This is a genomic window from Microbacterium sp. ACRRU (assembly GCF_022346945.1).
Taxonomy (GTDB): domain Bacteria; phylum Actinomycetota; class Actinomycetes; order Actinomycetales; family Microbacteriaceae; genus Microbacterium; species Microbacterium mcarthurae.
In genome coordinates, this window is sequence record NZ_JAKRNI010000004.1 from 27,682 (window position 1) to 49,898 (window position 22,217).

General features: G+C 69.5%; 18 protein-coding genes. 8 read left to right on the forward strand and 10 right to left on the reverse strand.

The window, feature by feature from the left end; genetic code table 11:
• Positions 1-15: 15 nt before the first annotated feature.
• The 4 genes from MHY30_RS03860 (at position 16) to MHY30_RS03875 (ending at position 5,210) form a co-directional block, all read left to right on the forward strand.
• Complete coding sequence (locus MHY30_RS03860; protein WP_374204583.1) at positions 16-606, forward strand: DUF3000 domain-containing protein; 591 nt, start codon at positions 16-18, stop codon at positions 604-606.
• The gene (locus MHY30_RS03865) at positions 599-1,795 is read left to right on the forward strand and encodes an HRDC domain-containing protein (RefSeq protein WP_239275242.1); all 1,197 of its coding nucleotides are present in this window, start codon (positions 599-601) and stop codon (positions 1,793-1,795) included. The genes MHY30_RS03860 and MHY30_RS03865 overlap by 8 nt, the downstream gene beginning before the upstream one ends.
• 71 nt (positions 1,796-1,866) lie before the next feature.
• Complete coding sequence (locus MHY30_RS03870) at positions 1,867-3,075, forward strand: thiolase family protein (RefSeq protein ID WP_239275244.1); 1,209 nt, start codon at positions 1,867-1,869, stop codon at positions 3,073-3,075.
• A complete protein-coding gene (locus MHY30_RS03875) occupies positions 3,072-5,210 on the forward strand; it encodes a 3-hydroxyacyl-CoA dehydrogenase NAD-binding domain-containing protein (protein ID WP_239275246.1) in 2,139 nt (712 codons plus the stop codon). Before MHY30_RS03870 ends, MHY30_RS03875 begins: the two co-directional genes overlap by 4 nt.
• Positions 5,211-5,275: 65 nt before the next feature.
• On the opposite strand, the gene dxs is transcribed toward MHY30_RS03875, so the two are convergent.
• From dxs to dut, 5 genes are all read right to left on the reverse strand, one after another.
• Positions 5,276-7,225 carry a 1-deoxy-D-xylulose-5-phosphate synthase gene (gene dxs, locus MHY30_RS03880; RefSeq protein ID WP_239275248.1) on the reverse strand — a complete coding sequence of 650 codons (1,950 nt, stop codon included), beginning with the start codon at positions 7,223-7,225 and terminating at the stop codon, positions 5,276-5,278.
• 231 nt (positions 7,226-7,456) lie between these two features.
• Positions 7,457-10,297, reverse strand: a complete 2,841-nt coding sequence (locus tag MHY30_RS03885; RefSeq protein WP_308192647.1) for an aconitate hydratase — start codon at positions 10,295-10,297, stop codon at positions 7,457-7,459.
• Positions 10,298-10,433: 136 nt separating this feature from the next.
• Positions 10,434-11,183, reverse strand: a complete 750-nt coding sequence (locus tag MHY30_RS03890) for a DUF3159 domain-containing protein (protein WP_239275250.1) — start codon at positions 11,181-11,183, stop codon at positions 10,434-10,436.
• Entirely contained in the window at positions 11,180-11,788 is a 609-nt protein-coding gene (locus MHY30_RS03895; protein ID WP_239275252.1) for a DUF3710 domain-containing protein, read from the reverse strand. Before MHY30_RS03895 ends, MHY30_RS03890 begins: the two co-directional genes overlap by 4 nt.
• Positions 11,785-12,240 (reverse strand): dUTP diphosphatase, encoded by a 456-nt coding sequence (dut, locus tag MHY30_RS03900; protein WP_239275254.1) that lies wholly within the window; start codon positions 12,238-12,240, stop codon positions 11,785-11,787. Before dut ends, MHY30_RS03895 begins: the two co-directional genes overlap by 4 nt.
• 12 nt (positions 12,241-12,252) lie before the next feature.
• Here dut and MHY30_RS03905 point away from each other — a divergent pair, with 12 nt between their 5' ends.
• Positions 12,253-12,744: a DUF3093 domain-containing protein gene (locus MHY30_RS03905; protein WP_239275255.1), complete on the forward strand. Its 492-nt coding sequence runs from the start codon at positions 12,253-12,255 to the stop codon at positions 12,742-12,744.
• Here MHY30_RS03905 and MHY30_RS03910 read toward each other — a convergent pair.
• Entirely contained in the window at positions 12,719-13,012 is a 294-nt protein-coding gene (locus MHY30_RS03910; RefSeq protein ID WP_239275256.1) for a DUF4193 domain-containing protein, read from the reverse strand. The genes MHY30_RS03905 and MHY30_RS03910 overlap by 26 nt on opposite strands.
• Before the next feature lie 211 nt (positions 13,013-13,223).
• Between MHY30_RS03910 and sepH the strand changes: the two genes are divergently transcribed.
• Complete coding sequence (gene sepH, locus MHY30_RS03915) at positions 13,224-14,273, forward strand: septation protein SepH (protein ID WP_239275258.1); 1,050 nt, start codon at positions 13,224-13,226, stop codon at positions 14,271-14,273.
• Positions 14,274-14,308: 35 nt separating this feature from the next.
• On the opposite strand, the gene MHY30_RS03920 is transcribed toward sepH, so the two are convergent.
• Entirely contained in the window at positions 14,309-15,436 is a 1,128-nt protein-coding gene (locus MHY30_RS03920; RefSeq protein WP_239275260.1) for an alkaline phosphatase family protein, read from the reverse strand.
• Between the two features lie 70 nt (positions 15,437-15,506).
• Between MHY30_RS03920 and MHY30_RS03925 the strand changes: the two genes are divergently transcribed.
• Positions 15,507-17,966 (forward strand): DNA topoisomerase (ATP-hydrolyzing) subunit A, encoded by a 2,460-nt coding sequence (locus tag MHY30_RS03925; RefSeq protein ID WP_239275262.1) that lies wholly within the window; start codon positions 15,507-15,509, stop codon positions 17,964-17,966.
• A 51-nt stretch (positions 17,967-18,017) separates the two neighbouring features.
• Here MHY30_RS03925 and MHY30_RS03930 read toward each other — a convergent pair whose 3' ends face one another.
• Complete coding sequence (locus MHY30_RS03930; RefSeq protein WP_239275432.1) at positions 18,018-20,090, reverse strand: type IIA DNA topoisomerase subunit B; 2,073 nt, start codon at positions 20,088-20,090, stop codon at positions 18,018-18,020.
• A gap of 162 nt (positions 20,091-20,252) precedes the next feature.
• Between MHY30_RS03930 and MHY30_RS03935 the strand changes: the two genes are divergently transcribed.
• The gene (locus MHY30_RS03935) at positions 20,253-20,474 is read left to right on the forward strand and encodes a hypothetical protein (RefSeq protein ID WP_239275264.1); all 222 of its coding nucleotides are present in this window, start codon (positions 20,253-20,255) and stop codon (positions 20,472-20,474) included.
• Positions 20,475-20,505: 31 nt separating this feature from the next.
• Here the strand turns inward: MHY30_RS03935 and MHY30_RS03940 are convergent, their stop codons facing one another.
• Both MHY30_RS03940 and MHY30_RS03945 read right to left on the reverse strand, forming a co-directional pair.
• Positions 20,506-21,564, reverse strand: coding sequence for an alanine racemase (locus MHY30_RS03940; protein ID WP_239275266.1), 1,059 nt, complete (start codon positions 21,562-21,564; stop codon positions 20,506-20,508).
• Positions 21,561-22,205, reverse strand: a complete 645-nt coding sequence (locus MHY30_RS03945) for an alanine racemase C-terminal domain-containing protein (protein WP_239275268.1) — start codon at positions 22,203-22,205, stop codon at positions 21,561-21,563. Before MHY30_RS03945 ends, MHY30_RS03940 begins: the two co-directional genes overlap by 4 nt.
• Positions 22,206-22,217 lie beyond the last annotated feature (12 nt).

Consider the following 22,217-nt stretch of genomic DNA (forward strand, 5'->3'; position numbering starts at 1 on the left):
CTCTAGTCTGTGGCCGTGACTGACCCCCGCTCACCCGAGGCGGCGACCCCCTTCGCCCGGGCGGCCGACGAGTTGCGCGCGACTTCGTTCCGCGACGATTTCGTCGTGCGCGAGATTCCGTCTCCGACGGGGTTGGCTCCCCAGTCGCTCGCGCTGGCCGGCGACGTCCGTCCCGACGCGCACGCGACGGATTCACCTTTCGGCACGGGACGGTTCATCCTGCTCCACGACCCGGATGAACCGGAACCGTGGGGCGGCGCGTGGCGTGTGGTGTGCTTCGCGCAGGCACCGCTCGAGCCCGAGATCGGCATCGACCCGCTTCTGGCGGAGGTGGCGTGGTCCTGGCTCATTGACGCGCTGGATTCCCGCGGCGCCGAACGCCACTCCGAGTCCGGAACCGCGACCAAGACACTGTCGACCGGGTTCGGGGCGCTCGCGGCGCAGGGTGAGGGGTCACAGATCGAACTCCGCGCGTCCTGGTCGCCGCGCGGCCCTTTTCGCCCGCACCTCGAGGCGTGGGCTGAGCTGGTCTGCATGCTCGCCGGACTCCCGCCGGGGTCCGAGGGTGTTGCCGTCCTCGGAGCCCGGAGGCCCCCGCGTGGTTGAGTACACCGTCATCGAGGACGCCGCGGGCCTTGCCGCGGCGTCGACGTCGCTGGCATCCGGGAGTGGTCCCGTGGCCGTGGACGTCGAACGCGCTTCGGGCTTCCGCTACTCGCAGCGCGCCTATCTCATTCAGGTCTTCCGTCGTGAGGCCGGGGTGTTCCTCTTCGACCCGTCGGCCATCGAGGACTTCACCCCGCTGCAGAACGCGATCGGCGACGCCGAGTGGGTCTTCCACGCCGCCAGCCAGGACCTGCCCTCTCTGCGCGAGCGGGGATTGGAGCCCCGCGCGATCTTCGACACCGAGCTCGGGGCGCGGCTGCTGGGTCACGAGCGCGTCGGCCTCGGCGCCGTCGTCGAGCAGACGCTGGGCATCACCCTCGCGAAAGCCCACTCCGCCGCGGACTGGTCCACGCGTCCGCTGCCGGCGTCGTGGCTCGAGTACGCCGCGCTCGACGTCGAACATCTCGTCGACGTGCGCGATCGACTCGCTGCTGAACTGGACGAGCAGCAGAAGACCGAGTTCGCGCGGCAGGAGTTCCAGGCCGTGCTCGAGCGTCTCCCCAAGCCTCCGCGCGACGACCCGTGGCGCCGCTTGAGCGGTCTGCACACCGTGCGCGGACGCCGGTCCCTCGCCGTCGCTCGTGCGCTGTGGCAGGCGCGAGAGGACTACGCGCGGGAGCAGGACATCGCCCCCGGCCGGCTCGTGCCGGACCGGGCGCTCGTGGCCGCCGTGCTCGCCGACCCGCAGAGCAAGCAGGCGCTCGCGGGGGTGAAGGAGTTCAACGGTCGAGCCAGCCGCACGCAGCTCGACCGGTGGTGGAACGCGATCGTCGCCGGACGCGAGGCGACGGACCTGCCGCCGGACCGCGTGCCCAGCGACACTCTTCCTCCGCCTCGCGCGTGGGTCGATCGCAATCCCGACGCGGACCGGCGCCTCAAGCTGGCGCGACCGGCCGTGGAAGCGCGCGCCGAGGAACTGCGGATGCCCACCGAGAACCTTCTGACCCCCGAGACGCTCCGCCGAGTGGCGTGGTCTCCGCCCGCCGACGTGACGGTCGAGGCCATCTCCGCGGCCCTCGAGGAGCTTGGCGCCCGGCCGTGGCAGATTGAGCAGACTGCACAGGTGATCGTCGATAGCTTTGTAGCTTCCCTCAATCCCGATCCGGACGAGTCCGAGGCGACTTCGTAGGTTCGGACAACCGATTCACGGCGCCGGACCGCATTTCCTAGGCTGGCTGCATCCCAAACAATGGAGGCAGAGTGGCCGAGATGTCGGACGTCTTCTTCGTCGACGGTATGCGTACCCCCTTCGGGCGCGCCGGCGAGAAGGGCATGTACTGGAACACCCGCGCGGACGACCTGGTGGTCAAGGCGATCATCGGGCTGATGGAGCGCAACGGCGACGTGCCGAAGGACCGGATCGACGACGTGGCGATCGCCGCGACGTCACAGACCGGTGACCAGGGACTCACCCTCGGGCGCACGGCGGCGATCCTCGCGGGACTGCCGATGACCGTGCCGGGGCTTGCGATCGAGCGCATGTGCGCGGGTGCGATGACGAGCGTCACCACCATGGGCGCCTCGATCGGCGTCGGAATGTACGACCTCGCCCTCGCGGGCGGCGTCGAGCACATGGGGCATCACCCCATCGGTGCCAACGCCGACCCCAACCCGCGTTTCGTGGCCGAGAAGCTCGTCGACCCCGGCGCGCTCAACATGGGCGTAACGGCCGAGCGTATCCACGACCGGTTCCCGCACCTGACCAAGGAGCGCGCCGACCGGTTCGGCATGGCCAGCCAGCACAAGGCTCAGGCCGCGTACGAGGCGGGCAAGTTCCAGCCCGATCTCGTCCCGGTGGCCGTGAAGGATGCCGAGGGCGCCTGGGGCCTCGCCACCGAGGACGAGGGGCGCCGCCCCGAGACGACCCTCGAGGGCCTGGCATCCCTGAAGACCCCGTTCCGCCCGCACGGACGTGTGACCGCGGGCACGTCGTCCCCCCTCACCGACGGTGCGACGATCAGCCTGTTGGCGGGTGCCGACGCGGTGAAGGAGTTCGGCCTCACACCGAAGATGCGGATGGTCTCGTTCGCCTTCGCCGGTGTGCAGCCCGAGATCATGGGCATCGGTCCGATCCCCTCCACCGAGAAGGCGCTGAAGAAGGCCGGACTCACGATCGACGACATCGGTCTGCTCGAGCTGAACGAGGCCTTCGCGATCCAGGTCATCTCGCTCCTGGACCACTTCGGCATCGCCGACGACGACCCGCGCGTCAACCCGTGGGGTGGCGCCATCGCCCTCGGCCACCCGCTCGCGGCATCCGGTGTCCGTCTCATGATCCAGCTCGCCGCGCACTTCGCCGAGCGTCCCGACGTGCGGTACGGCCTGACCGCCATGTGCGTGGGTCTCGGTCAGGGCGGCTCGGTGATCTGGGAGAACCCGTTCTTCGACGGAAAGAAGAAGCGCAAGTGACCGACTACTCGACGATCGACTTCTCGCCCCTCGACGCCCTCACCGGCGACGAGGTGGTCACCCACTCCCCCGTCCGCGACGTGCGGCTGCCCTCGGGCAATGTGCTCGCGCTCGTGACGCTCGACAACGGGCGCGACCACACGCGGCCGAACACCCTCGGGCCGGCCACGCTCGCCGAACTCGGCCGCACCCTCGAGACGCTGAAGCAGCGCGCAGCGGCGGGCGAGATCCACGCGGTGGCGATCACCGGCAAGCAGTACATCCTGGCCGCCGGCGCCGACCTGTCTGACGTCGCGAAGCTGCCCTCGAAGGAGGTCGCGCGGCTCATCGCTCAGCGTGGACACCAGGTGCTGGGCTCCCTGTCCGACCTGGGCGTGCCGTCGTTCGCGTTCGTGAACGGCCTCGCTCTCGGTGGCGGTCTCGAGATCGCGCTGAACTCGACCTACCGCACGGTGGACGCCTCGGCGGCCGCGGTCGCGCTGCCCGAGGTGTTCCTGGGCATCATCCCCGGCTGGGGCGGCGCCTACCTGCTGCCGAACCTCATCGGCATCGAGAACGCGCTCGAGGTCGTGGTGTCCAACCCGCTCAAGCAGAACCGCATGCTCAAGCCCCAGCAGGCCTTCGACCTCGGGATCATGGATGCCATCTTCCCGGCGGCCTCCTACCTCGAGGACTCGCTGCGCTGGGCCGACGGCGTGCTCACGGGCCGCGTCAAGGTCGAGCGGAAGAACGAGCCCGGCAAGATCGAGCGCCTCACGAAGTGGCCGATCGCGATCAAGGTCGCGCGCGGCATGCTCGAGTCGAAGATCGGCACGGTCCCCCGCTCCCCCTACGTCGCGCTCGACCTGCTCGACAAGGCCAAGAGCGGCACCAAGGCCGAGGGCTTCGCCCGCGAGGACGAGGCCCTCGCCGACCTCATCACGGGCGACCAGTTCGCGGCATCCATGTATGCCTTCGACCTCGTGCAGAAGCGTGCCAAGCGGCCGGTCGGCGCGCCGGACAAGGCGCTGGCGAAGAAGGTCACGAAGGTCGGCGTGATCGGCGCCGGTCTCATGGCCTCGCAGTTCGCGCTGCTGTTCGTGCGGAAGCTGCGGGTCCCCGTCGTCATCACCGACCTCGACCAGGGACGCGTCGACAAGGGCGTGGCATCCATCCGCGAGGAGATCGGCAAGCTCGAGGCGAAGGGCCGCCTCGATGCCGACACCGCGAATCAGCTGCGCGCGCTCGTCCACGGCACCACCGACCGGGGCGAGTTCGCCGACTGCGACTTCGTGATCGAGGCCGTGTTCGAGGAGGTGGGCGTCAAGCAGGAGGTGTTCTCCGCGATCGAGAAGATCGTCGCCGACGACACGATCCTCGCCACCAACACGTCGTCCCTCTCGGTCGCCGAGATCGGTTCGGCGCTCGAGCACCCTGAGCGCCTCGTCGGCTTCCACTTCTTCAACCCCGTGGCGGTCATGCCGCTCATCGAGGTCGTCAAGACGGATGCCACCTCCGACGCCGCACTCTCCACCGCGTTCGTCGTCGCGAAGGGGCTCGGCAAGAACGCGGTGCTCACGGCAGACGCTCCCGGATTCGTCGTCAACCGTCTGCTGGCCAAGGTGATGGGCGAGGCCGCCCGTGCGGTGTACGAGGGCACGCCGATCACGGTGGTCGAGAAGGCGTTCGCCCCGCTGGGCCTGCCGATGGGACCGTTCCAGCTCATCGACCTGGTCGGTTGGAAGGTCGCCGCCCACGTGCAGGACACGATGGCGGGCGCCTTCCCGGAGCGCTTCTTCGCGTCCGAGAACTTCCACGAGCTCGCGGCGCTCCCCGAAGTCGTCGAGAAGGACAAGGGCGGTCGCGTCACCGGCTGGACCAGGGCCGCGCAGAAGGTGCTCGTCACCGGCAAGACGCCCGTCGCGCCCGAGATGATCCTCGCTCGCGTGCAGGACGGCCTTGCGCAGGAGATCAAGATCATGCTCGACGAGGGCGTGGTCCCCGAAGTGCAGGACATCGACCTGTGCCTGATCCTCGGCGCCGGGTGGCCGTTCATCGACGGCGGTGCGTCGCCCTACCTCGACCGCGAGGGGGCGTCCGAGCGCGCCTTCGGCGACACGTTCCACCACCCGCCCATCCGCGGCATCGGCGGCTGAGTCCCCGTACACGACAGCGGCGCCGTCCCCGAGGGGGCGGCGCCGCTGTCGTGTACGGAAAAGCCCTACGGGCGCGACTTCTCCCACTCGTCCAGCGTGGGAACGGCCCCGGTCGGCGTCTGCCGGGCCATCGGGATGCGCGTCCCGAGCACCTGGGCCACCACGTCGTGGGCGATCTTGGACGCCGTGAGACCGGCATCCTCGAGGATCTGCTCGCGAGACGCGTGATCGATGAACTCATCGGGGATGCCGAGCTCGTCGACCGCGGTGTCGACGCCGGCTTCGCGCAAGACCTGCCGAACGCGGGTGCCGACGCCGCCGACGCGGATTCCGTCCTCGATCGTGATCACGAGGCGGTGTTCGCGCGCGAGGTCGACGATGGACGGCTGCACGGGGATCGCCCAGCGGGGGTCGACGACCGTGGCACCGATCCCCTGCGCGCGCAGACGCTCGGCGACCTCCATTGCGAGATGGACCATGGGGCCGATCCCCACGAGGAGAACATCGTCGGAGGACCCGCGGGCGAGGACGTCGACACCGTCCGGCAGGCGCTCGATCGCCTCGAGATCGGCCGGGACCCCTCCCTTGGGGTAACGGACGACCGTGGGGGCGTCGTGGACGCCGACGGCCTCACGGAACTCTTCGCGCAATCGCTTCGCATCGCGGGGAGCGGCGATCCGGATGCCGGGCACCAGCTGCAGCATCGCCAGATCCCAGATGCCGTGGTGGCTCGGGCCGTCGGGGCCGGTGACCCCGGCACGGTCCAGCACGAACGTGACACCGGCCTTGTGCAGGGCGACATCCATCATGACCTGGTCGAAGGCCCGGTTCATGAAGGTGGCGTAGATGGCGACGACGGGATGCAGGCCACCGAAGGCGAGGCCCGCCGCCGAGGCGACCGCGTGCTGCTCGGCGATACCGACGTCGTACACCCGCTCCGGGAAGCGCTCGGCGAATGACTGCAGACCGGTGGGGCGGAGCATGGCAGCGGTCATGGCGATGATGTCGTCGCGCTCTGATCCGACGGCGGTGAGCTCTTCCGCGAACACGTCGGTCCACTGCTGCCCACCGGCCGAGCCGAGCGCCTCGCCCGTGACGGGGTCGATCTTGCCGACGGCGTGGAACTGGTCGGCCGTGTCGCTCAGGGCGGGCGCGTAGCCGCTGCCCTTGTCGGTGATGGCGTGCACGATGACCGGTGCGCCGTAGGACTTCGCCAGTTCGAGCGTCTCGATGAGGGACTCGAAATCATGGCCGTCGATGGGACCGAGGTACTTGATGTCGAGGTTGCTGTAGAGCGCCTCGTTGTTGGTGAACCGCGAGAGGAAGCCGTGCGTGCCACCCCGCACGCCGCGGTAGACCGCGCGCGCAGCGGGCCCCAGGCGGCGGAACAGGGTGTCGGAGCTGCGGTGCAGGTGGCGGTACGCCTCGTTGGTGCGGACGCGGTTGAGGTACCGGGCCATGCCGCCGATGGTCGGGGCGTAGGAGCGGCCGTTGTCGTTGACGACGATGACCAGGTTGCGGTCGTTGTCGTCGCTGATGTTGTTCAGCGCCTCCCACGTCATTCCGCCGGTGAGCGCGCCGTCACCGACGACGGCGATGACGTGGCGATCGGTGCGCCCCGTGCGCGAGAACGCCCGAGACACACCGTCGGCCCAGCTCAGCGAGCTCGACGCGTGCGAGGACTCGACGATGTCGTGCTCGCTCTCGGAGCGTTGCGGGTAGCCGGCGAGGCCGCCGCGGGAGCGCAGCTTCGCGAAATCCTGTCGACCGGTGAGGATCTTGTGCACGTACGACTGATGGCCGGTGTCGAAGATGATCGGGTCGGCCGGTGAATCGAAGACGCGGTGCAGGGCGATGGTCAGTTCGACGACGCCGAGGTTGGGACCGAGATGGCCGCCCGTGCGGGCGACGTTCTCGACGAGGAAGGAACGGATCTCGGCGGCGAGTTGCCGCAGCTCATCGGGCGTGAGTCCGTCGAGGTCACGGGGACCGTGGATGCCGGGTAGGAGAGCCATGTGACTCCTCTCGTGCGGTGCGCGCAGAGGTCCGCGCGTCTGTCGATTCTAGTCTCGGCAGTGACTACGGGCTCGGCAACGGCTTGCGCGCGGCGCCACCTCCAGCGCGTGAGTCGCCAGAATTTGTCGCCTGCGCCGGAGGCGAGGCGACAAATCCTGGCGACTCACGCCCGGGGGGAACGCGACCGCGCCCCGGGGGCCGAGGCTCCCGGGGCGCGGATCGGGCGGGGATCAGACGAGCGAACGCAGCACGTACTGCAGGATGCCGCCGTTGCGGTAGTAGTCCGCCTCACCGGGGGTGTCGATGCGGACCACGGCGTCGAACGTCACGGTCTGCTTGCCCTCGGGCGAGAACTCGCTCGGCTCGGCGGTGACCTTGACCGTCTTCGGCGTCACACCCTCGTTGAGCTGCTCGAGGCCCTCGATTGAGACGATCTCGGTGCCGTCGAGGCCGAGGGACTTCCAGCTCTCGCCGGCAGGGAACTGCAGCGGGACGACACCCATGCCGATGAGGTTCGAGCGGTGGATGCGCTCGAAGCTCTCGGTGATGACCGCCTTGACGCCCAGGAGGTTGGTGCCCTTGGCCGCCCAGTCACGCGACGAGCCCGAGCCGTACTCCTTGCCACCGAACACCACGAGGGGGGTGCCCTGCGCCTGGTAGTTCATGCTCGCGTCGTAGATGTACGACTGCGGGCCGCCGGGCTGCGTGAAGTCGCGCGTGTACCCGCCCTCGACGATCTGACCGTCGTTGACGGCGGCGACCATCTCGTTCTTGAGGCGGATGTTGGCGAAGGTGCCGCGGATCATGACCTCGTGGTTGCCGCGACGCGAGCCATAGGAGTTGAAGTCCTTCTGCGCGACGCCGTGCTCGGTGAGGTACTGCGCGGCCGGGGTGCCCGCCTTGATGTTGCCGGCGGGGCTGATGTGGTCGGTCGTGACCGAGTCGCCGAGCGTCGCCATGACGCGCGCACCGGTGATGTCGCGGACCGGTGCCGGCTCCATCGTCATGCCGTCGAAGTAGGGGGCCTTGCGCACGTACGTGGAGTCGGCATCCCATTCGAAGACCGGACCGGTCGGGGTCGGCAGGTTCTTCCAGCGCTCGTCGCCCTCGAAGACCGTGGCGTACTGCTGGATGAACTGCTCGCGCGAGATCGACGCGTCGATGATCGACTGCACCTGGTCGGGCGCCGGCCAGATGTCCTTGAGGAAGACGTCGTCACCGTTCTGGTCCTTGCCGAGCGGGTCGGTCTCGAAGTCGAAGTTCATCGAGCCGGCCAGCGCGTACGCGACGACGAGCGGCGGCGAGGCGAGGTAGTTCATCTTCACGTCGGGGCTGATGCGGCCCTCGAAGTTGCGGTTGCCCGAGAGGACCGCCGTCACGGCGAGGTCGTTCTCGTTGATCGCCTCGGAGACCTCCTCAATGAGGGGGCCCGAGTTGCCGATGCAGATCGTGCAGCCGTAGCCGACGGTGTAGAAGTCCAGGCCCTCGAGCGCCTTGTCGAGACCCGACTTCTCGTAGTAGTCGGTGACGACCTTCGAGCCGGGGCCGAGCGTCGTCTTCACCCACGGCTTGCGCTTGAGGCCCTTGTCGACCGCGTTCTTGGCCAGCAGGCCCGCCGCGATCATGACCGACGGGTTCGAGGTGTTGGTGCAGGAGGTGATGGCCGCGAGGGTGACCGCACCGTTGTCGAGGAGGTACGACTGTCCCTCGGGCGTGGTGACCTTGACCGGCTTCGAGGCGTTCGCCGGGTGACCGGACGAGATCAGCACCTCGGGCTCGGCGACCTCTTCGGCCTCCTCGCCCGGAACCGATCCGGGGTCGGATGCCGGGAACGTGCCGTCGACCTCGAGGTCGACGATCGAGTCCGACGTGGATGCCGCGGCGTAGTTGAGGATGTCCTTCTCGAACTGCGACTTGGCCTCGGAGAGCAGGATGCGGTCCTGCGGGCGCTTGGGGCCGGCGATCGAGGGCACGACCGTTCCGAGGTCGAGCTCCATGTACTCGCTGAAGACGAGTTCGCGGGCCGGGTCGTGCCAGAGCTTCTGCTCCTTGGCGTACGCCTCGACGAGCGCGACCGTCTGCTCGTCGCGACCGGTGAGGCGCAGGTACTCGAGCGTGACGTCGTCGATGGGGAACATCGCGGCGGTGGAGCCGAACTCGGGGCTCATGTTGCCGATGGTGGCGCGGTTCGCGAGCGGCACGGAGGCCACACCCTCGCCGTAGAACTCGACGAACTTGCCGACGACGCCGTGCTTGCGCAGCATGTCGGTGATCGTGAGCACGACGTCGGTCGCGGTCACGCCCGCGGGGATCTCGCCGCTGAGCTTGAACCCGACGACGCGCGGGATGAGCATCGACACGGGCTGACCGAGCATGGCGGCCTCGGCTTCGATGCCGCCGACGCCCCAGCCGAGGACGCCCAGGCCGTTGACCATCGTGGTGTGCGAGTCGGTGCCGACGCACGTGTCGGGGTACGCGCGCAGCACGCCGTCGACGGTGCGGTCGTAGACGACCTTGGCGAGGTGCTCGATGTTGACCTGGTGGACGATGCCCGTGCCCGGCGGGACGACCTTGAAGTCGTCGAAGGCGGTCTGGCCCCAGCGGAGGAACTGGTAGCGCTCACCGTTGCGCTCGTACTCGATCTCGACGTTGCGCTCGAGGGCGTTCTCGCTGCCGAAGAGGTCGGCGATGACGGAGTGGTCGATGACCATCTCGGCCGGCGAGAGGGGGTTGATCTTGTTGGGGTCGCCGCCGAGGGCCGTGACGGCTTCGCGCATCGTGGCCAGGTCGACGATGCAGGGCACGCCGGTGAAGTCCTGCATCACGACGCGTGCGGGGGTGAACTGGATCTCGGTGTCGGGCTCGGCATCCGGGTTCCAGGAGCCGAGGGCGCGGATCTGCTCCGCGGTGACGTTGGCGCCGTCCTCGGTGCGGAGGAGGTTCTCGAGCAGCACCTTGAGGCTGAACGGGAGCTTCTCGTACCCGGCGACGGTGTCGATGCGGAAGATCTCGTAGTCGGTACTGCCGACCGTCAGGGTGCTCTTGGCACCGAAGCTGTCAACCGTGGACACGATCGTCTCCTTCGTCGGCGAATGCGCGAGCGTCGGCCCGCTCGTCTCCCATCTTCCCCACGCGGCGAACAGGATGCCAGGAAGGCCGACCTAACCGCGTGGGCGGGAGATTTATCTTGATATCAAGATAAATATATCAGGACTCGCGGCGGGGGGAGAGCGCGCGCACGGCGAGCCAGGTCACGGCGAGCATCGGCGCGAACAGCGGCAGGCCCATCACGATCTTGAGGGTGCCCAGGGTGGTGACGTCACCGGCGAAGTACAGCGGCAGCTGAACGATCAATCGCGCGGCGAACAGGACCGCCCAGCCCAGGGAGAGCAGCGAGTAGACGCGGCGCTTGCGCTTGTCGGCGCGCCAAGAAGTGCCCTCGCCGAGAAGGTACCCGGCCGCCAGTCCGATGAGCGGCCACCCGACGAGGACCGAGACCAGAAAGGCGGTCCCGTATGCCCCGTTCGTGAAGAAGCCGAAAACGAAGTTGTCCTGTCCGCGCCCGGTGAACAGCGCCAGGAGCGCGGCCGCCACCGTCGCGAACAGTCCGCCGAGGGCGGCACTCGGCGGGGACTTCGCGACGAGGCGGGCGATCGTGAAGACGAGGGCCAGACCCACCGAGACACCCAGGCTGAGAGGGAGGTTGCCCTGCCGGGTCTCGGGATCGACCGTCACGGTGAACAGCACGACGAAAGCCAGCGACGGCAGAACGGATTCCAGGATGCCGCGCCATCCGCCCATGGCCGCCCACACCGCTCTCCCGGTCGACGAGTGCTTCGACGGGTCGAGCCCGGCGCGCCGGGCCGCGTTGCCGAGCGCTGCGGACACGCTGTCGGCGGCGCTCGGCGGCTCGAGTGGGATGCGGTCGGCGTCGTCGGGACGCGGCGCCTCGCTCATGCGGTGCCGGGGGTGTTCGGCATCCGGAGCGGGATGAGATCCCGCGGCGGCATCGGAGACCCGCCGCGCACCACCACGATCGAGCGGAAGAGGTCCTCGACCGCGGCGGCCGCGTCGACATCCGAAGCCGCGGCTCCGCCGATCACACCGCGGAGGAACCAGCGCGGACCGTCCACACCGACGAAGCGAGCCAGGCGTTTGGCCGACCCGTCCGCGCCGGCGACGACGGGAACCTCGGCGAGCAGCTCCGGACCGAGGGGGCCCTCGCGCTCTTCGACGCGCCCGCCCTGCTGCTTGACCTGCTGGCGGATCTGCTCGCGGGTCTCGGCCCACAGCCCGCTCGTGCGCGGCGCGGCGAAAGGCTGCACCTGCAGGGTCGATTCGGCGTAGTCGAGGCCGACGGCGACGATGCGCTTGGTCTGCTCCTCGACCTCGAGTCGCAGGTTCAGGCCCTCACGCGGGAGGATCTTGATGCCGCCGAGGTCGATGTAGGGGCGAACGGCGTTGGCCTCGGCCTCATCGAACGGGCCGGCGGTCTCGCGATCGACGGGCCCGCTCTTCGCGGGCGGCGCGGCTTCGATCTGCTGTTCGGAGTCGTCGGTCATCGGGTGCTCCCTGAGGGGGTCTGGTAGCCGCTGGATCCAAAGCCGCCGACTCCTCGCACACTGGCGGGGAGCTCGTCGACGGGGATGAAGCGAACGGGCGGGACGGGCATGACGATCAGCTGGGCGATGCGGTCGCCGACGGCGATCTCATAGGCCTCGTCGAGGTCGGTGTTGAGGAGAGCGACCTTGATCTCGCCGCGGTAGCCCGCGTCGACGGTGCCGGGCGAGTTCACGATCGTGATCCCGTGCTTGGCCGCCAGACCGCTCCGCGGCACGACGAACGCGGCATAGCCGTCGGGCAGCGCGATTCGCACACCCGTGCCGACGAGCGCGCGCTGGCCGGGCTCGAGGCGCACCGCCTCGGCCGCGACGAGGTCGGCGCCGGCGTCCCCGGGGTGGGCGAAGACCGGAGGCTCGGATGCGACAATGAGGACGTCCACCGTTTCGGTCACCCCACGAGGGTAATGCAGAAGAGGGGGTGCGGCATCCGCACCGGAATCGAGTACCGCGAACGTCTGAGCCCATCGCTGTGGGCGCTCGTGGCGGCCGCTGTCTGCGGGCCGATGGCGGCACTGGTCTTCTCGCCCATCGACACCACGCTGGCGCTCGTGATCGGACTGGTCGTGGCGGTGGCCGTGGTGGCGGCGCTGGTCGCGCTCTCCCCCGTCGTCGAGGTGAGCGACGGTGAACTTCGGGCCGGGCGCGCGCACATCCCGGTCGATCTCCTGGGGATTCCCGCCGGGGTCGTGGGAGACGAGGCCAGAACGGCCCGCGGGAGTGGTCTCGACCGGCGGGCCTTTCACGTGATCCGGGGCGGGATCGACGGGATCGTCACGGTTCCCGTGACCGATCCCGAGGACCCGACCCCGATGTGGGTGGTGTCCACCCGGACGCCGGATCGCCTTGTCGCGGCGATCCAGCGTGCTCAGGTCAGGCTGCGCACTCCCGGCAGATGAAGCCGGGGCCGCTCTCTTCGGCGATCTGCGAACGGTGCTTCACCAGGAAGCAGTTCATGCAGGTGAACTCGTCCTCCTGAGGGGGGAGAACGACGACGTCGAGCTCGATGTCCGACAGGTCGGCTCCGGGCAGCTCGAAGCCTGAGGGGTTGTCCGCATCCTCGTTGTCGATCGACCCCGACGTCTTGTCGGGTACGCGCTCCTTGAGGGCCTCGATCGACTCGCTGTCGTCCTCGGTCTTGCGGGGTGCGTCGTAATCGGTGGCCATGCGTGAAGGTCTCTACTTCCGGTTTTTCGTGGTGCATCGCCCGAACGGGCGGCCATAGTTTGCATGACCCGACCCCGATAAGCAAATGCGCTCGACGGAGTGTGCCGGGGCTGCGAGGCGGCAAACTCGCGGCGCGCCCGCGATATTCCCGGCTCCGGGCCCGGTGCCGTGTCAGCATGGGCGTCGACCGCAGATCGGAGGGGTGTTTCGCATGGAACAGCTCAAAGTCATCGGAACCGAGGATGACGTTCTCGTCGTCGCGACCGAGACGGGCGAACGATTCGCCCTGCCGCTCGACGAGGTGCTGCGCGCAGAGGCGCGCCGTGCGCGCCGTGGGCGCGAGCACGACGACGAGCGCGCGCCCCGCCCGAGCCCGCGCGAGATCCAGGCGCACATTCGTGCCGGGCTCTCGGCGCGCGAGGTCGCGACCCTGCTGAACGCCCGCGTCGAGGACGTCGAGCGTTTCGAGGGTCCGGTTCTGGCGGAACGGGAGCACGTGGTGGCGCAGGCTCTCGCCGTGCCCGTCCTCCTGGGCGGTGCTCTCGAGCAGGACGCGCCGATCACTTTCGGTGCGGCTGTCCGGGCCAAGCTCACCGAAGCCGGTGCATCGTCGGAGCGATGGACGAGCTGGAAAGACTCGTCCGGCTGGATCGTGAAGCTCGAGTTCACGGCCAATGACATCGATCACGACGCACGATGGGGCTTCGATCCGCGTCGCAGCAGTCTCTCGCCGCAGAACTCCGACGCGATCCAGCTGTCGCGGCAGGGCTCCCTCCCCGAGGGGCTGATCCCCCGCCTTCGCGCACTCGACACTCCGCTCCCCAAGGACGACTCGCGGTTCGACAGCGGGGCCTTCGGCCCGCGGCGCCTCGACATCGAGGACGAGCCCGGCGTCGAGGCGACGGGACCCGTCGCGTCCGCCGTGCAGGCGGCAGCCATCAAGCGTGCGCCGGATGCGCCCGTCACGTCCTCCGAGACCGCCGACCTCCTCGAGGCGTTGCGGCGCCGTCGCGGCCAGCGCGAGCCGCTTCCCGGGCCCTCAGAAGCCCGTGAGCCCGAACCGCGCACGCCGAGCGCGCCCGTGGCGTTGTTCGACGCGCTCGAGCCGGGGTACGTCGCCGAAGAGTCCGAGGTCGAGCGGGAGGCGGAGCGAGCGCCCGCTGTTCCGTCGGCACCGGAGTCCGGGCGCCGTGCCAAGGGGCGGCCGTCGATGCCGTCGTGGGACGAGATCGTGTTCGGGGCGCGCACCGACGAGAGCTGACGTCCGGCTCCGGGCCGGCGCTGCCGGGTTCGAGTTCAGGCGAACGCACCGAGGCGCACGAGCGGCACCGTGCGCTCCTCATCCGTCAACGATCCGTGCTGTCCCACCATGCGCTGCGGACGCTTGTCCGCCTCGCGGTCGTCGTAGTACGCGAACCGGCCCCGCGCCGCGACGATCACGTCGCCGATCCGGTCGCGCACGTCCGCCGCCACCGTGCCGAACAGTCCGGCTCCGATGGCCTGATGCCGCGTCATGACCCACGCGCGGGAATGCTCCCGTTCGCGCCAGCGGGCGGCGACGGCATCCCTCTCACCGTCCGCGGTGTACAGATGGAGCATGCGCGGTTCTCCGCCGATGAGATCCACGCCGTCGACGAGCGGGTCGTCGTCGGTCAGCAGCACGTGCCGGTGCGCCGGGACGTCGACCATGCCGTGGTCGGCGGTGACGAGGACGCCCGTGCCACGATCGATCGCGCCGGCGAGGTCGCGCGCGGCGGTGTCGACCCTCTCCAACGCGTCGATCCAGCGGTCGGACTCCCAGCCGTCGCGGTGCCCCGCGCTGTCGAGGTCGGGCGCGTACAGGTAGATGAGCGCTCCCGGATGCCGTGCGGCGAGGTCCGCGGCGATCGCGGCGCGCTCACGGACGTCGCTCGCTGATACGAACTCCGCGCCGCGGAGGGTCGCGGCGGTGAAGCCGGTCCCGGTGTACTCGGGGCGCGACACGACGAAGCAGGGTCGCCCGCGCTCGGCCTCGATCTCGAAGAGCGGGCGACTGCGCTGCCACACCCGGGGGTCGAGGCCGTCGGTCTCCCAGCCGTGCAGCTGATTGGAGGCGATCTGCGTGCCGGGGATGCGGGTGCGATAGCCCACGATTCCGTGCTCGCCGGGATCGGTTCCGGTCAGCAGGCTCGTCAACGCCGCCGCGGTGGTCGAGGGGAAGACCGTGCGGGCAGTATCGCGACGTGAGCCCGCGGACGCGAGAAAGCGCGCGTGTCCGCGGCGCTCGGCGAGGTTGTGCGCGCCCAGCCCGTCGACGACGAAGACCACGGCGCTCCGCGCCGGGGCGAACCACTCGGACCGCGCCTCCAGTGCCGCGATCGCCTCGGTCACCACACCGGTGAGGCTCCGGGCGCGCGGCGAGGCCGCCGGTAGGCTGAGAGACATCGGGGCCAGTCTTCCATACGACTCTCCGCCCCCGTCGCGAACGACGCCCGCCCGACCCGAGGCCGCACCTATGCCCGATTCCCGTTCCTCCGCCGCTCCCCCTGCCGCAGAGCGCATCGAAGACGTCGATGTCTCCGCCGAGATGCAGGGGTCGTTCCTCGAGTACGCCTACTCGGTCATCTACTCGCGAGCGCTTCCCGACGCCCGTGACGGCCTGAAGCCCGTGCAGCGCCGCATCCTCTACCAGATGGCCGAGATGGGTCTGCGGCCCGACCGCGGCCACGTCAAGAGCGCCCGCGTCGTCGGCGAGGTCATGGGAAAGCTGCACCCCCACGGCGACGCCCCCATCTACGACGCCCTCGTGCGCCTCGCGCAGCACTTCTCGCTGCGCGTGCCGCTCATCGACGGCCACGGGAATTTCGGCTCACTCGACGACGGCCCCGCCGCTCCGCGCTACACAGAGGCACGGCTCGCGCCCCCCGCCCTCGCCCTCACCGAGAACCTCGACGAGGACGTCGTCGACTTCGTGCCGAACTACGACGGACAGTTCCAGCAGCCCGACGTGCTCCCGGCGGCCTTCCCGAACCTGCTCGTCAACGGAGCGACGGGTATCGCGGTCGGCATGGCGACCAACATGGCGCCGCACAACCTCATCGAGGTCGTCGGTGCGGCGACGCACCTGCTGCAGAACCCCGAGGCCACCGTCGAGGAACTCATGGAGTTCGTGCCCGGGCCGGACCTGCCGTCGGGCGGGATCATCGTGGGCCTGGACGGCATCAAGGACGCGTACACGAACGGCCGCGGATCGTTCCGCACCCGCGCGAAGGCCGCGATCGAGTCGCTGGGCCCGCGCCGGACCGGCATCGTGATCACGGAGCTGCCCTACCTCGTCGGCCCTGAGCGCGTGATCGAGAAGATCAAGGATGCCGTGCAGTCGAAGAAGCTCACGGGCATCGCCGACGTCACCGACCTCAGCGACCGCCAGCACGGGTTGCGCCTGGTGATCGGCATCAAGACGGGATTCGACCCGAAGGCCGTGCTCGAGCACCTTTATCGGCTGACCCCTCTCGAGGACTCGTTCGGCATCAACAATGTCGCGCTGGTCGACGGGCAGCCGCAGACCCTCGGTCTTCGTGACATGCTGCGGGTGTACCTCGACCACCGCATCCGCGTCGTCACGCGGCGCAGCGAGTTCCGGCTGGCCCGTAAGCGCGAGCGCCTGCACCTGGTCGAGGGTCTGCTCATCGCGATCCTCGACATCGACGAGGTCATCCAGGTCATCCGTTCGTCCGACGACGGCGAACAGGCGCGTACGCGGCTGCAAGAAGTGTTCGACCTGTCGCACCCGCAGGCCGAGTACATCCTCGAGCTGCGCCTGCGGCGCCTCACGAAGTTCTCGCGCATCGAGCTCGAGGCCGAGCGCGACCAGCTGCAGGCCGAAATCGATCAGCTGGTCGAACTGCTGGGGAGCGAGACGCTTCTGCGCGGTCAGGTCGCGAGCGAACTCGAGGCCGCGGCCGAGGCCTACGGCACCCCCCGCCGCACCATGCTGCTCAATGGCGGCCCCGTCCAGCCGCGCTCGGCGAAGGCCGCCGCGGCCGCCGATCTGCAGATCGCCGATGCCCCGTGCCGCGTCTTCCTCTCGGCGACGGGGCGTATGGTGCGAGCCGAGCTCACTGCCGACGCACCCGGCGGTGGAGTCGTTCCGCCGGCGAGGCGGGCGAAGCACGACGCCGTCCGCTCGGCTGTCGACACGACCACCCGCGGTGACATCGGCGCCGTCACGTCGGCCGGGCGCCTGGTCCGCTTCTCCCCCGTCGACCTTCCCTCCGTCCCGGGCAACGCCGTTCAGCTCGGCCCGGGGACCAAGATCGATCAGTACCTCGCCCTCGCCAAGGGTGAGCACGTCGTCGCGCTCGTGCCGCTGACCGACGGTCCGCCCATCGCCCTCGGCACGGCGCAGGGCATCGTGAAGCGGGTCGCGGCGACCGAGCTCGGCACGAAACCCGAGATCGAGATCATCTCCCTTCGCGACGGTGACCGCGTCGTCGGCGCGGCACCGGCATCCGATGCCGCGGAGCTCGTGTTCGTCGCGAGCGACGCGCAACTGCTGCGTTTCGACGCCTCGTCCGTGCGGCCGCAGGGACGTTCGGCCGGTGGCATGGCCGGCATCCGCTTGTCCGACGGCGCGCACGTCATCGCTTTCGCCGTCGTGGGCGGCTCGGCGTTCGACGCGGTGGTGGTCACCGTGGCGGGCTCGTCGGCGGCGCTGGCGGGAACGGATGCCGGCAGCGCCAAGGTCTCGGCCTTCACGGAGTTCCCGGCCAAGGGGCGGGCGACGGGTGGCGTTCGAGCGCAGCGTCTGCTGCGCGGGGAGGACGCACTGACCCTCGCGTGGATCGGTTCCGACCCGCGGGCCGTGGGAACCGACGGCGTCGTGCGGACGCTGCCGGAACCCGGCGCCAAACGGGACGCGTCGGGTCAGCCCCTCGATGCGGTCGTCGGCGCGATCGGCACCGCGATCCGCTGACCCGAGGGCCCATCCCGCTGCTGCTGGCGAGCGGGCCCGTGCCGGGTCGGGTCAGACGTCGATGCGTTCGCGCGCGAGACGGTCGCTCGAATCGACGATGAACTCCCGCCGCGGGGCGACGTCGCTGCCCATGAGCAGGTCGAAGACCTTCGCCGCTTCTTCGATGTCGCGCACCTGCACGCGGCGCAGAGTCCGCCCGGCGCGATCCATCGTGGTGGTCGCGAGCTGATCGGCATCCATCTCGCCCAAGCCCTTGTACCGCTGGATCGGCTCCTGCCACCGCTTGTTCGACTTCTTCAATTTCGTCAGGAGTCCGTGCAGCTCCTGTTCGCTGTACGTGTAAATCGTCTCGTTCGGCTTGGACCCGGGGTTCATGACGATCACGCGGTGCAGCGGCGGAACGGCCGCGAAGACACGCCCCGCCTCGACGAGGGGGCGCATGTAGCGGAAGAAGAGCGTCAGGAGCAGGGTGCGGATGTGCGCGCCGTCGACATCGGCGTCGCTCATGAGGATGATCTTGCCGTAGCGGGCCGCGTCGAGATCGAACGAGCGGCCGGAGCCGGCGCCGATGACCTGAATGATCGAGGCGCACTCCGCGTTCGACAGCATGTCGCTGATGGACGCCTTCTGCGTGTTGAGGATCTTCCCGCGAATGGGAAGGAGCGCCTGATAGGCGCTGTTGCGCGCGTCGCGAGCTGTGCCGAGCGCGGAATTGCCCTCGACGATGAACAGCTCGGAATCCGCGACGTCGTTGGAGCGGCAGTCGACGAGTTTGGACGGGAGCGACGACGACTCGAGCGCGTTCTTGCGGCGCTGCGTCTCTTTGTGCGTGCGCGCCGAGATGCGCGCCTTCATCTCGGAGACGACCTTCTCGAGGAGCAGCGCCGTCTGCGCCTTGTCGTCACGCTTGGGCGATGCGAAGCGCGCCGCGAGCTGTTTCGCGACGACCTGCGCGACGATCTGCCGCACCGCCGGTGTCCCGAGGATCTCCTTCGTCTGCCCCTCGAACTGCGGCTCGGGCAGGCGCACCGTCAGCACGGCGGTCAGGCCCGCGAGGATGTCGTCCTTCTCGATCTTGTCGTTCCCGACCTTGAGCTTGCGGGCGTTCTGCTCGACTTGCGAGCGCAGCACCTTCATCAGACCCTGCTCGAAACCCTGCTGGTGGGTTCCGCCCTTCGGGGTGGCGATGATGTTGACGAACGACCGGGTCGTGGTGTCGTAGCCGGTCCCCCACCGCACGGCGAGATCGACCTCGCACTCGCGCTGCACCTCGGTGGGCACCATCGATCCACCGGCTTGGAGCACGGGGACCGTCTCGGTGAACGTCCCGGTACCCGTGAGGCGCCAGGTATCGGTGATGGCGGTGTCGGGGGCGAGGAAGTCGGCGAACTCGGAGATGCCCCCGTCGAAGCGGTAGCTCGTCTCGATCGGCTCGTCGCCGCGCTCGTCAGCGATCACGATCTCGAGGCCGGGGACGAGGAACGCCGTCTGGCGCGCGCGCTGGACGAGCTCGTCGAACCCGAACGACGCGTCCTTCGTGAAGATCTGCCGGTCGGCCCAGTAGCGGATCCGGGTGCCGGTGACCCCGCGTGCGGCCTTGCCGACGACGCGCAGCTCGCTGCTGCGCTCGAACGGCGTGAAGGCCGAGTCGGGACCCGTTCCCGCGAACACGCCCGGTTCGCCCCGGTGGAACGACATGGCGTAGGTCTTGCCACCGCGATCGACCTCGACGTCGAGACGCTCGGACAGCGCATTGACCACGGATGCGCCGACACCGTGCAGGCCACCGGACGCGGCGTACGAGCCACCGCCGAACTTGCCACCGGCGTGCAGCTTCGTGAAGACGACTTCGACACCGGTGAGACCCGTGCGCGGCTCGACGTCGACCGGGATGCCACGGGCGCGGTCACGCACCTCGACGCTGCCGTCACGGTGGAGCACGATGTCGATCCGTGAACCGAACCCGGCCAGGGCCTCGTCGACGGAGTTGTCGATGATCTCCCACAGGCAGTGCATGAGACCGCGGGAGTCGGTGGAACCGATGTACATACCCGGGCGCTTGCGCACCGCTTCGAGGCCCTCGAGGACCTGGAGATGATGGGCGGAATACTCGGAGGTCACGATCTCCCAGCGTAATCGGGGCCTCCGACATCGCCTTGCAGACACACGGCCAGGTCAGGCCGTCGTACGCGCACAGCGAAATGTCAGGCCCCGGCGGCATAGGGGAAACATCCGCGTGGTTCTATTGTCAGACTCGCCCAACGACCACCGAGGAGGGCACCCGAGATGAACACCACGACCGCACCCGACGCGTCCGTCGTCCTCGACCACCGCCTGACGGCGGCGGATCGCTGCGACTCCTGCGGAGCGCAGGCCTACATCGCCGCCGAGGTCAACGGCAGCGAGCTCCTTTTCTGCGCTCACCACGGACGCAAGTACGAAGAGAAGCTCCGCAGCATCGCGACGTCGTGGCACGACGAGACCGCTCGTCTGCACGCCGCCGACTGATCCCACACGTCCGAACGGGCTCCGGCCGCTCCTACTGAGCGGGACGGGGCCCGTTCGCCGTATACCGGCGCGGGATGTTCGGCGAGACGCGCAGCGCGATCTCCTCGCCGATGGTGTCGATCATCTCGGCGAGGTCGGTCGCGGATGCCGCGCCTCCGCGCCCGAACACGGTGACCTCATCACCCTCAGCGGCGCCCGGCCACCCGTCGATGACGCTCGTTGTGGGTTCGATGGCGAGCACACGGCGCGGCCCGGCGGGCGTCGTCGCCGAGAAGCGTCCCGCGAGAGCCGAGGGCACCCCGTGCAGGTGGCCGATGTCGACACGCACGCGATCCGCGTCCACGTCGGTCACGGTGGCGACGAGGCCCCCGATCGGCTCGATCCCGAGTTCCGCCTCCCCCGGCCCGCCCGCCGGACGGATGCCGTACGAGAACGCCCCCACGCGCACGAGGTCCTCCCGGAACGGGGCCCGTGCGAACCCGGCCGCGCTGGCGGCCAGGTGCGAGAACGTCGGGGACAGGCCGGCCGCGACGGCCGTCGAACGTGCGGCGAGGAAGATCTCGCGGGCGTCGTCGTCGTCGGCGTCCGAGGCTTCCGCGATGTGCGACCACAGGCCCTCGAAACGGGCGACTCCGGAGTCGACGAGACCCGAGAGGAGCTCGAGCGCCGCGCTCCACCGCTCGGGACGGATGCCGTTACGGTGCAGCCCCGTGTCGATCTTGAGGTGGACACGAGCCGGGGTCGACGGCACGGGGAGGTGTGCGAGGTCGTCGAGGAGGGCTTCGTCGCCGATGCCGAGATCGAGGTCGTCGGCGATGCCGTCTGCGAGGTCCTGGGGGCCGCCCAGCAGCCAGACGAAGATGCGCGCCTCGGGGCCGACGACGGCGCGGACCGCGCGACCCGTCGCAACGTCGAACGCGCCGAACCACTCGACGCCTTCGGCCCATGCGCGCTCCACGATCCGCTCGAGGCCGTGCGCATAGGCGTCGTCCTTCACGACGAGCATGTGCCGTGCGGGCGCGATCGCCGCGCGGACCCGCGCGAGGTTCCGAGCGAAGGCGTCGAGATCGACCTGGTAGATGGCACTCATGCGACCACCGTCCGAACAGCGCGCGAGCCGACCGTTGCGACGATCTCGGCGGCGCTCCAGCCCGTGGCATCCGTCCACTCGCTCAGCGACGGGTGCCCGGCGTCCGGGTCGCCGAAGAACACCACGTCGCTTCCGCGTCGCGGTCGTGCGTCATCGACGTCGACGACGCAGACGTCCATGGCGACGCGCCCGACGATGCGGTGACGGTGCCCGGCGATCGAGACGTCGACGGTGTTGCCGAGCGAGCGGACCACGCCCTGCGCGTAGCCGCCGGTGACCAGGGCCACGGTGGTGTCGCGGCTGGCGCGGTGCGTGTAGCCGTACGACACCCCCTCGCCGGCCAGGAGCGGCTTGGTGCCGAGCACGCGGCCGTGCAACGCCATCACCGGGCGTGCGCGGGGGTCGCCGCCCGGCAGGCCGAATAGCGTCTGCGCGTCGATGCTCTCGGCATCCACCTCGAGCGATGTCAGAACGGATGCCACCCACGCGGCGCCGTGCCCCCACGCGTCAGCCGCCAGCGGGTCGATGAGCCCGCCGCCGGAGGCCAGCGACGCGTTAGCACGGAGGTTCTGCTCCGACAGACGAGCCACCGGAGTCACTCCCCCGCCGCTATCGGAACGGTCGGGAGGCGTGGAGGTCACGCCATCTAGACT

Excerpts from the sequence above, each read along its gene's own strand:
- dxs (WP_239275248.1), bottom strand. The coding sequence starts at position 7,225 with ATGGCTCTCCTACCCGGCATCCACGGTCCCCGTGACCTCGACGGACTC.
- MHY30_RS03895 (WP_239275252.1), bottom strand. The coding sequence starts at position 11,788 with ATGACCGACGACTCCGAACAGCAGATCGAAGCCGCGCCGCCCGCGAAG.
- MHY30_RS03935 (WP_239275264.1), top strand. The coding sequence starts at position 20,253 with ATGAACACCACGACCGCACCCGACGCGTCCGTCGTCCTCGACCACCGC.
- MHY30_RS03905 (WP_239275255.1), top strand. The coding sequence starts at position 12,253 with ATGCAGAAGAGGGGGTGCGGCATCCGCACCGGAATCGAGTACCGCGAA.
- MHY30_RS03940 (WP_239275266.1), bottom strand. The coding sequence starts at position 21,564 with ATGAGTGCCATCTACCAGGTCGATCTCGACGCCTTCGCTCGGAACCTC.
- sepH (WP_239275258.1), top strand. The coding sequence starts at position 13,224 with ATGGAACAGCTCAAAGTCATCGGAACCGAGGATGACGTTCTCGTCGTC.
- MHY30_RS03910 (WP_239275256.1), bottom strand. The coding sequence starts at position 13,012 with ATGGCCACCGATTACGACGCACCCCGCAAGACCGAGGACGACAGCGAG.
- MHY30_RS03920 (WP_239275260.1), bottom strand. The coding sequence starts at position 15,436 with ATGTCTCTCAGCCTACCGGCGGCCTCGCCGCGCGCCCGGAGCCTCACC.
- MHY30_RS03925 (WP_239275262.1), top strand. The coding sequence starts at position 15,507 with ATGCCCGATTCCCGTTCCTCCGCCGCTCCCCCTGCCGCAGAGCGCATC.
- MHY30_RS03890 (WP_239275250.1), bottom strand. The coding sequence starts at position 11,183 with ATGAGCGAGGCGCCGCGTCCCGACGACGCCGACCGCATCCCACTCGAG.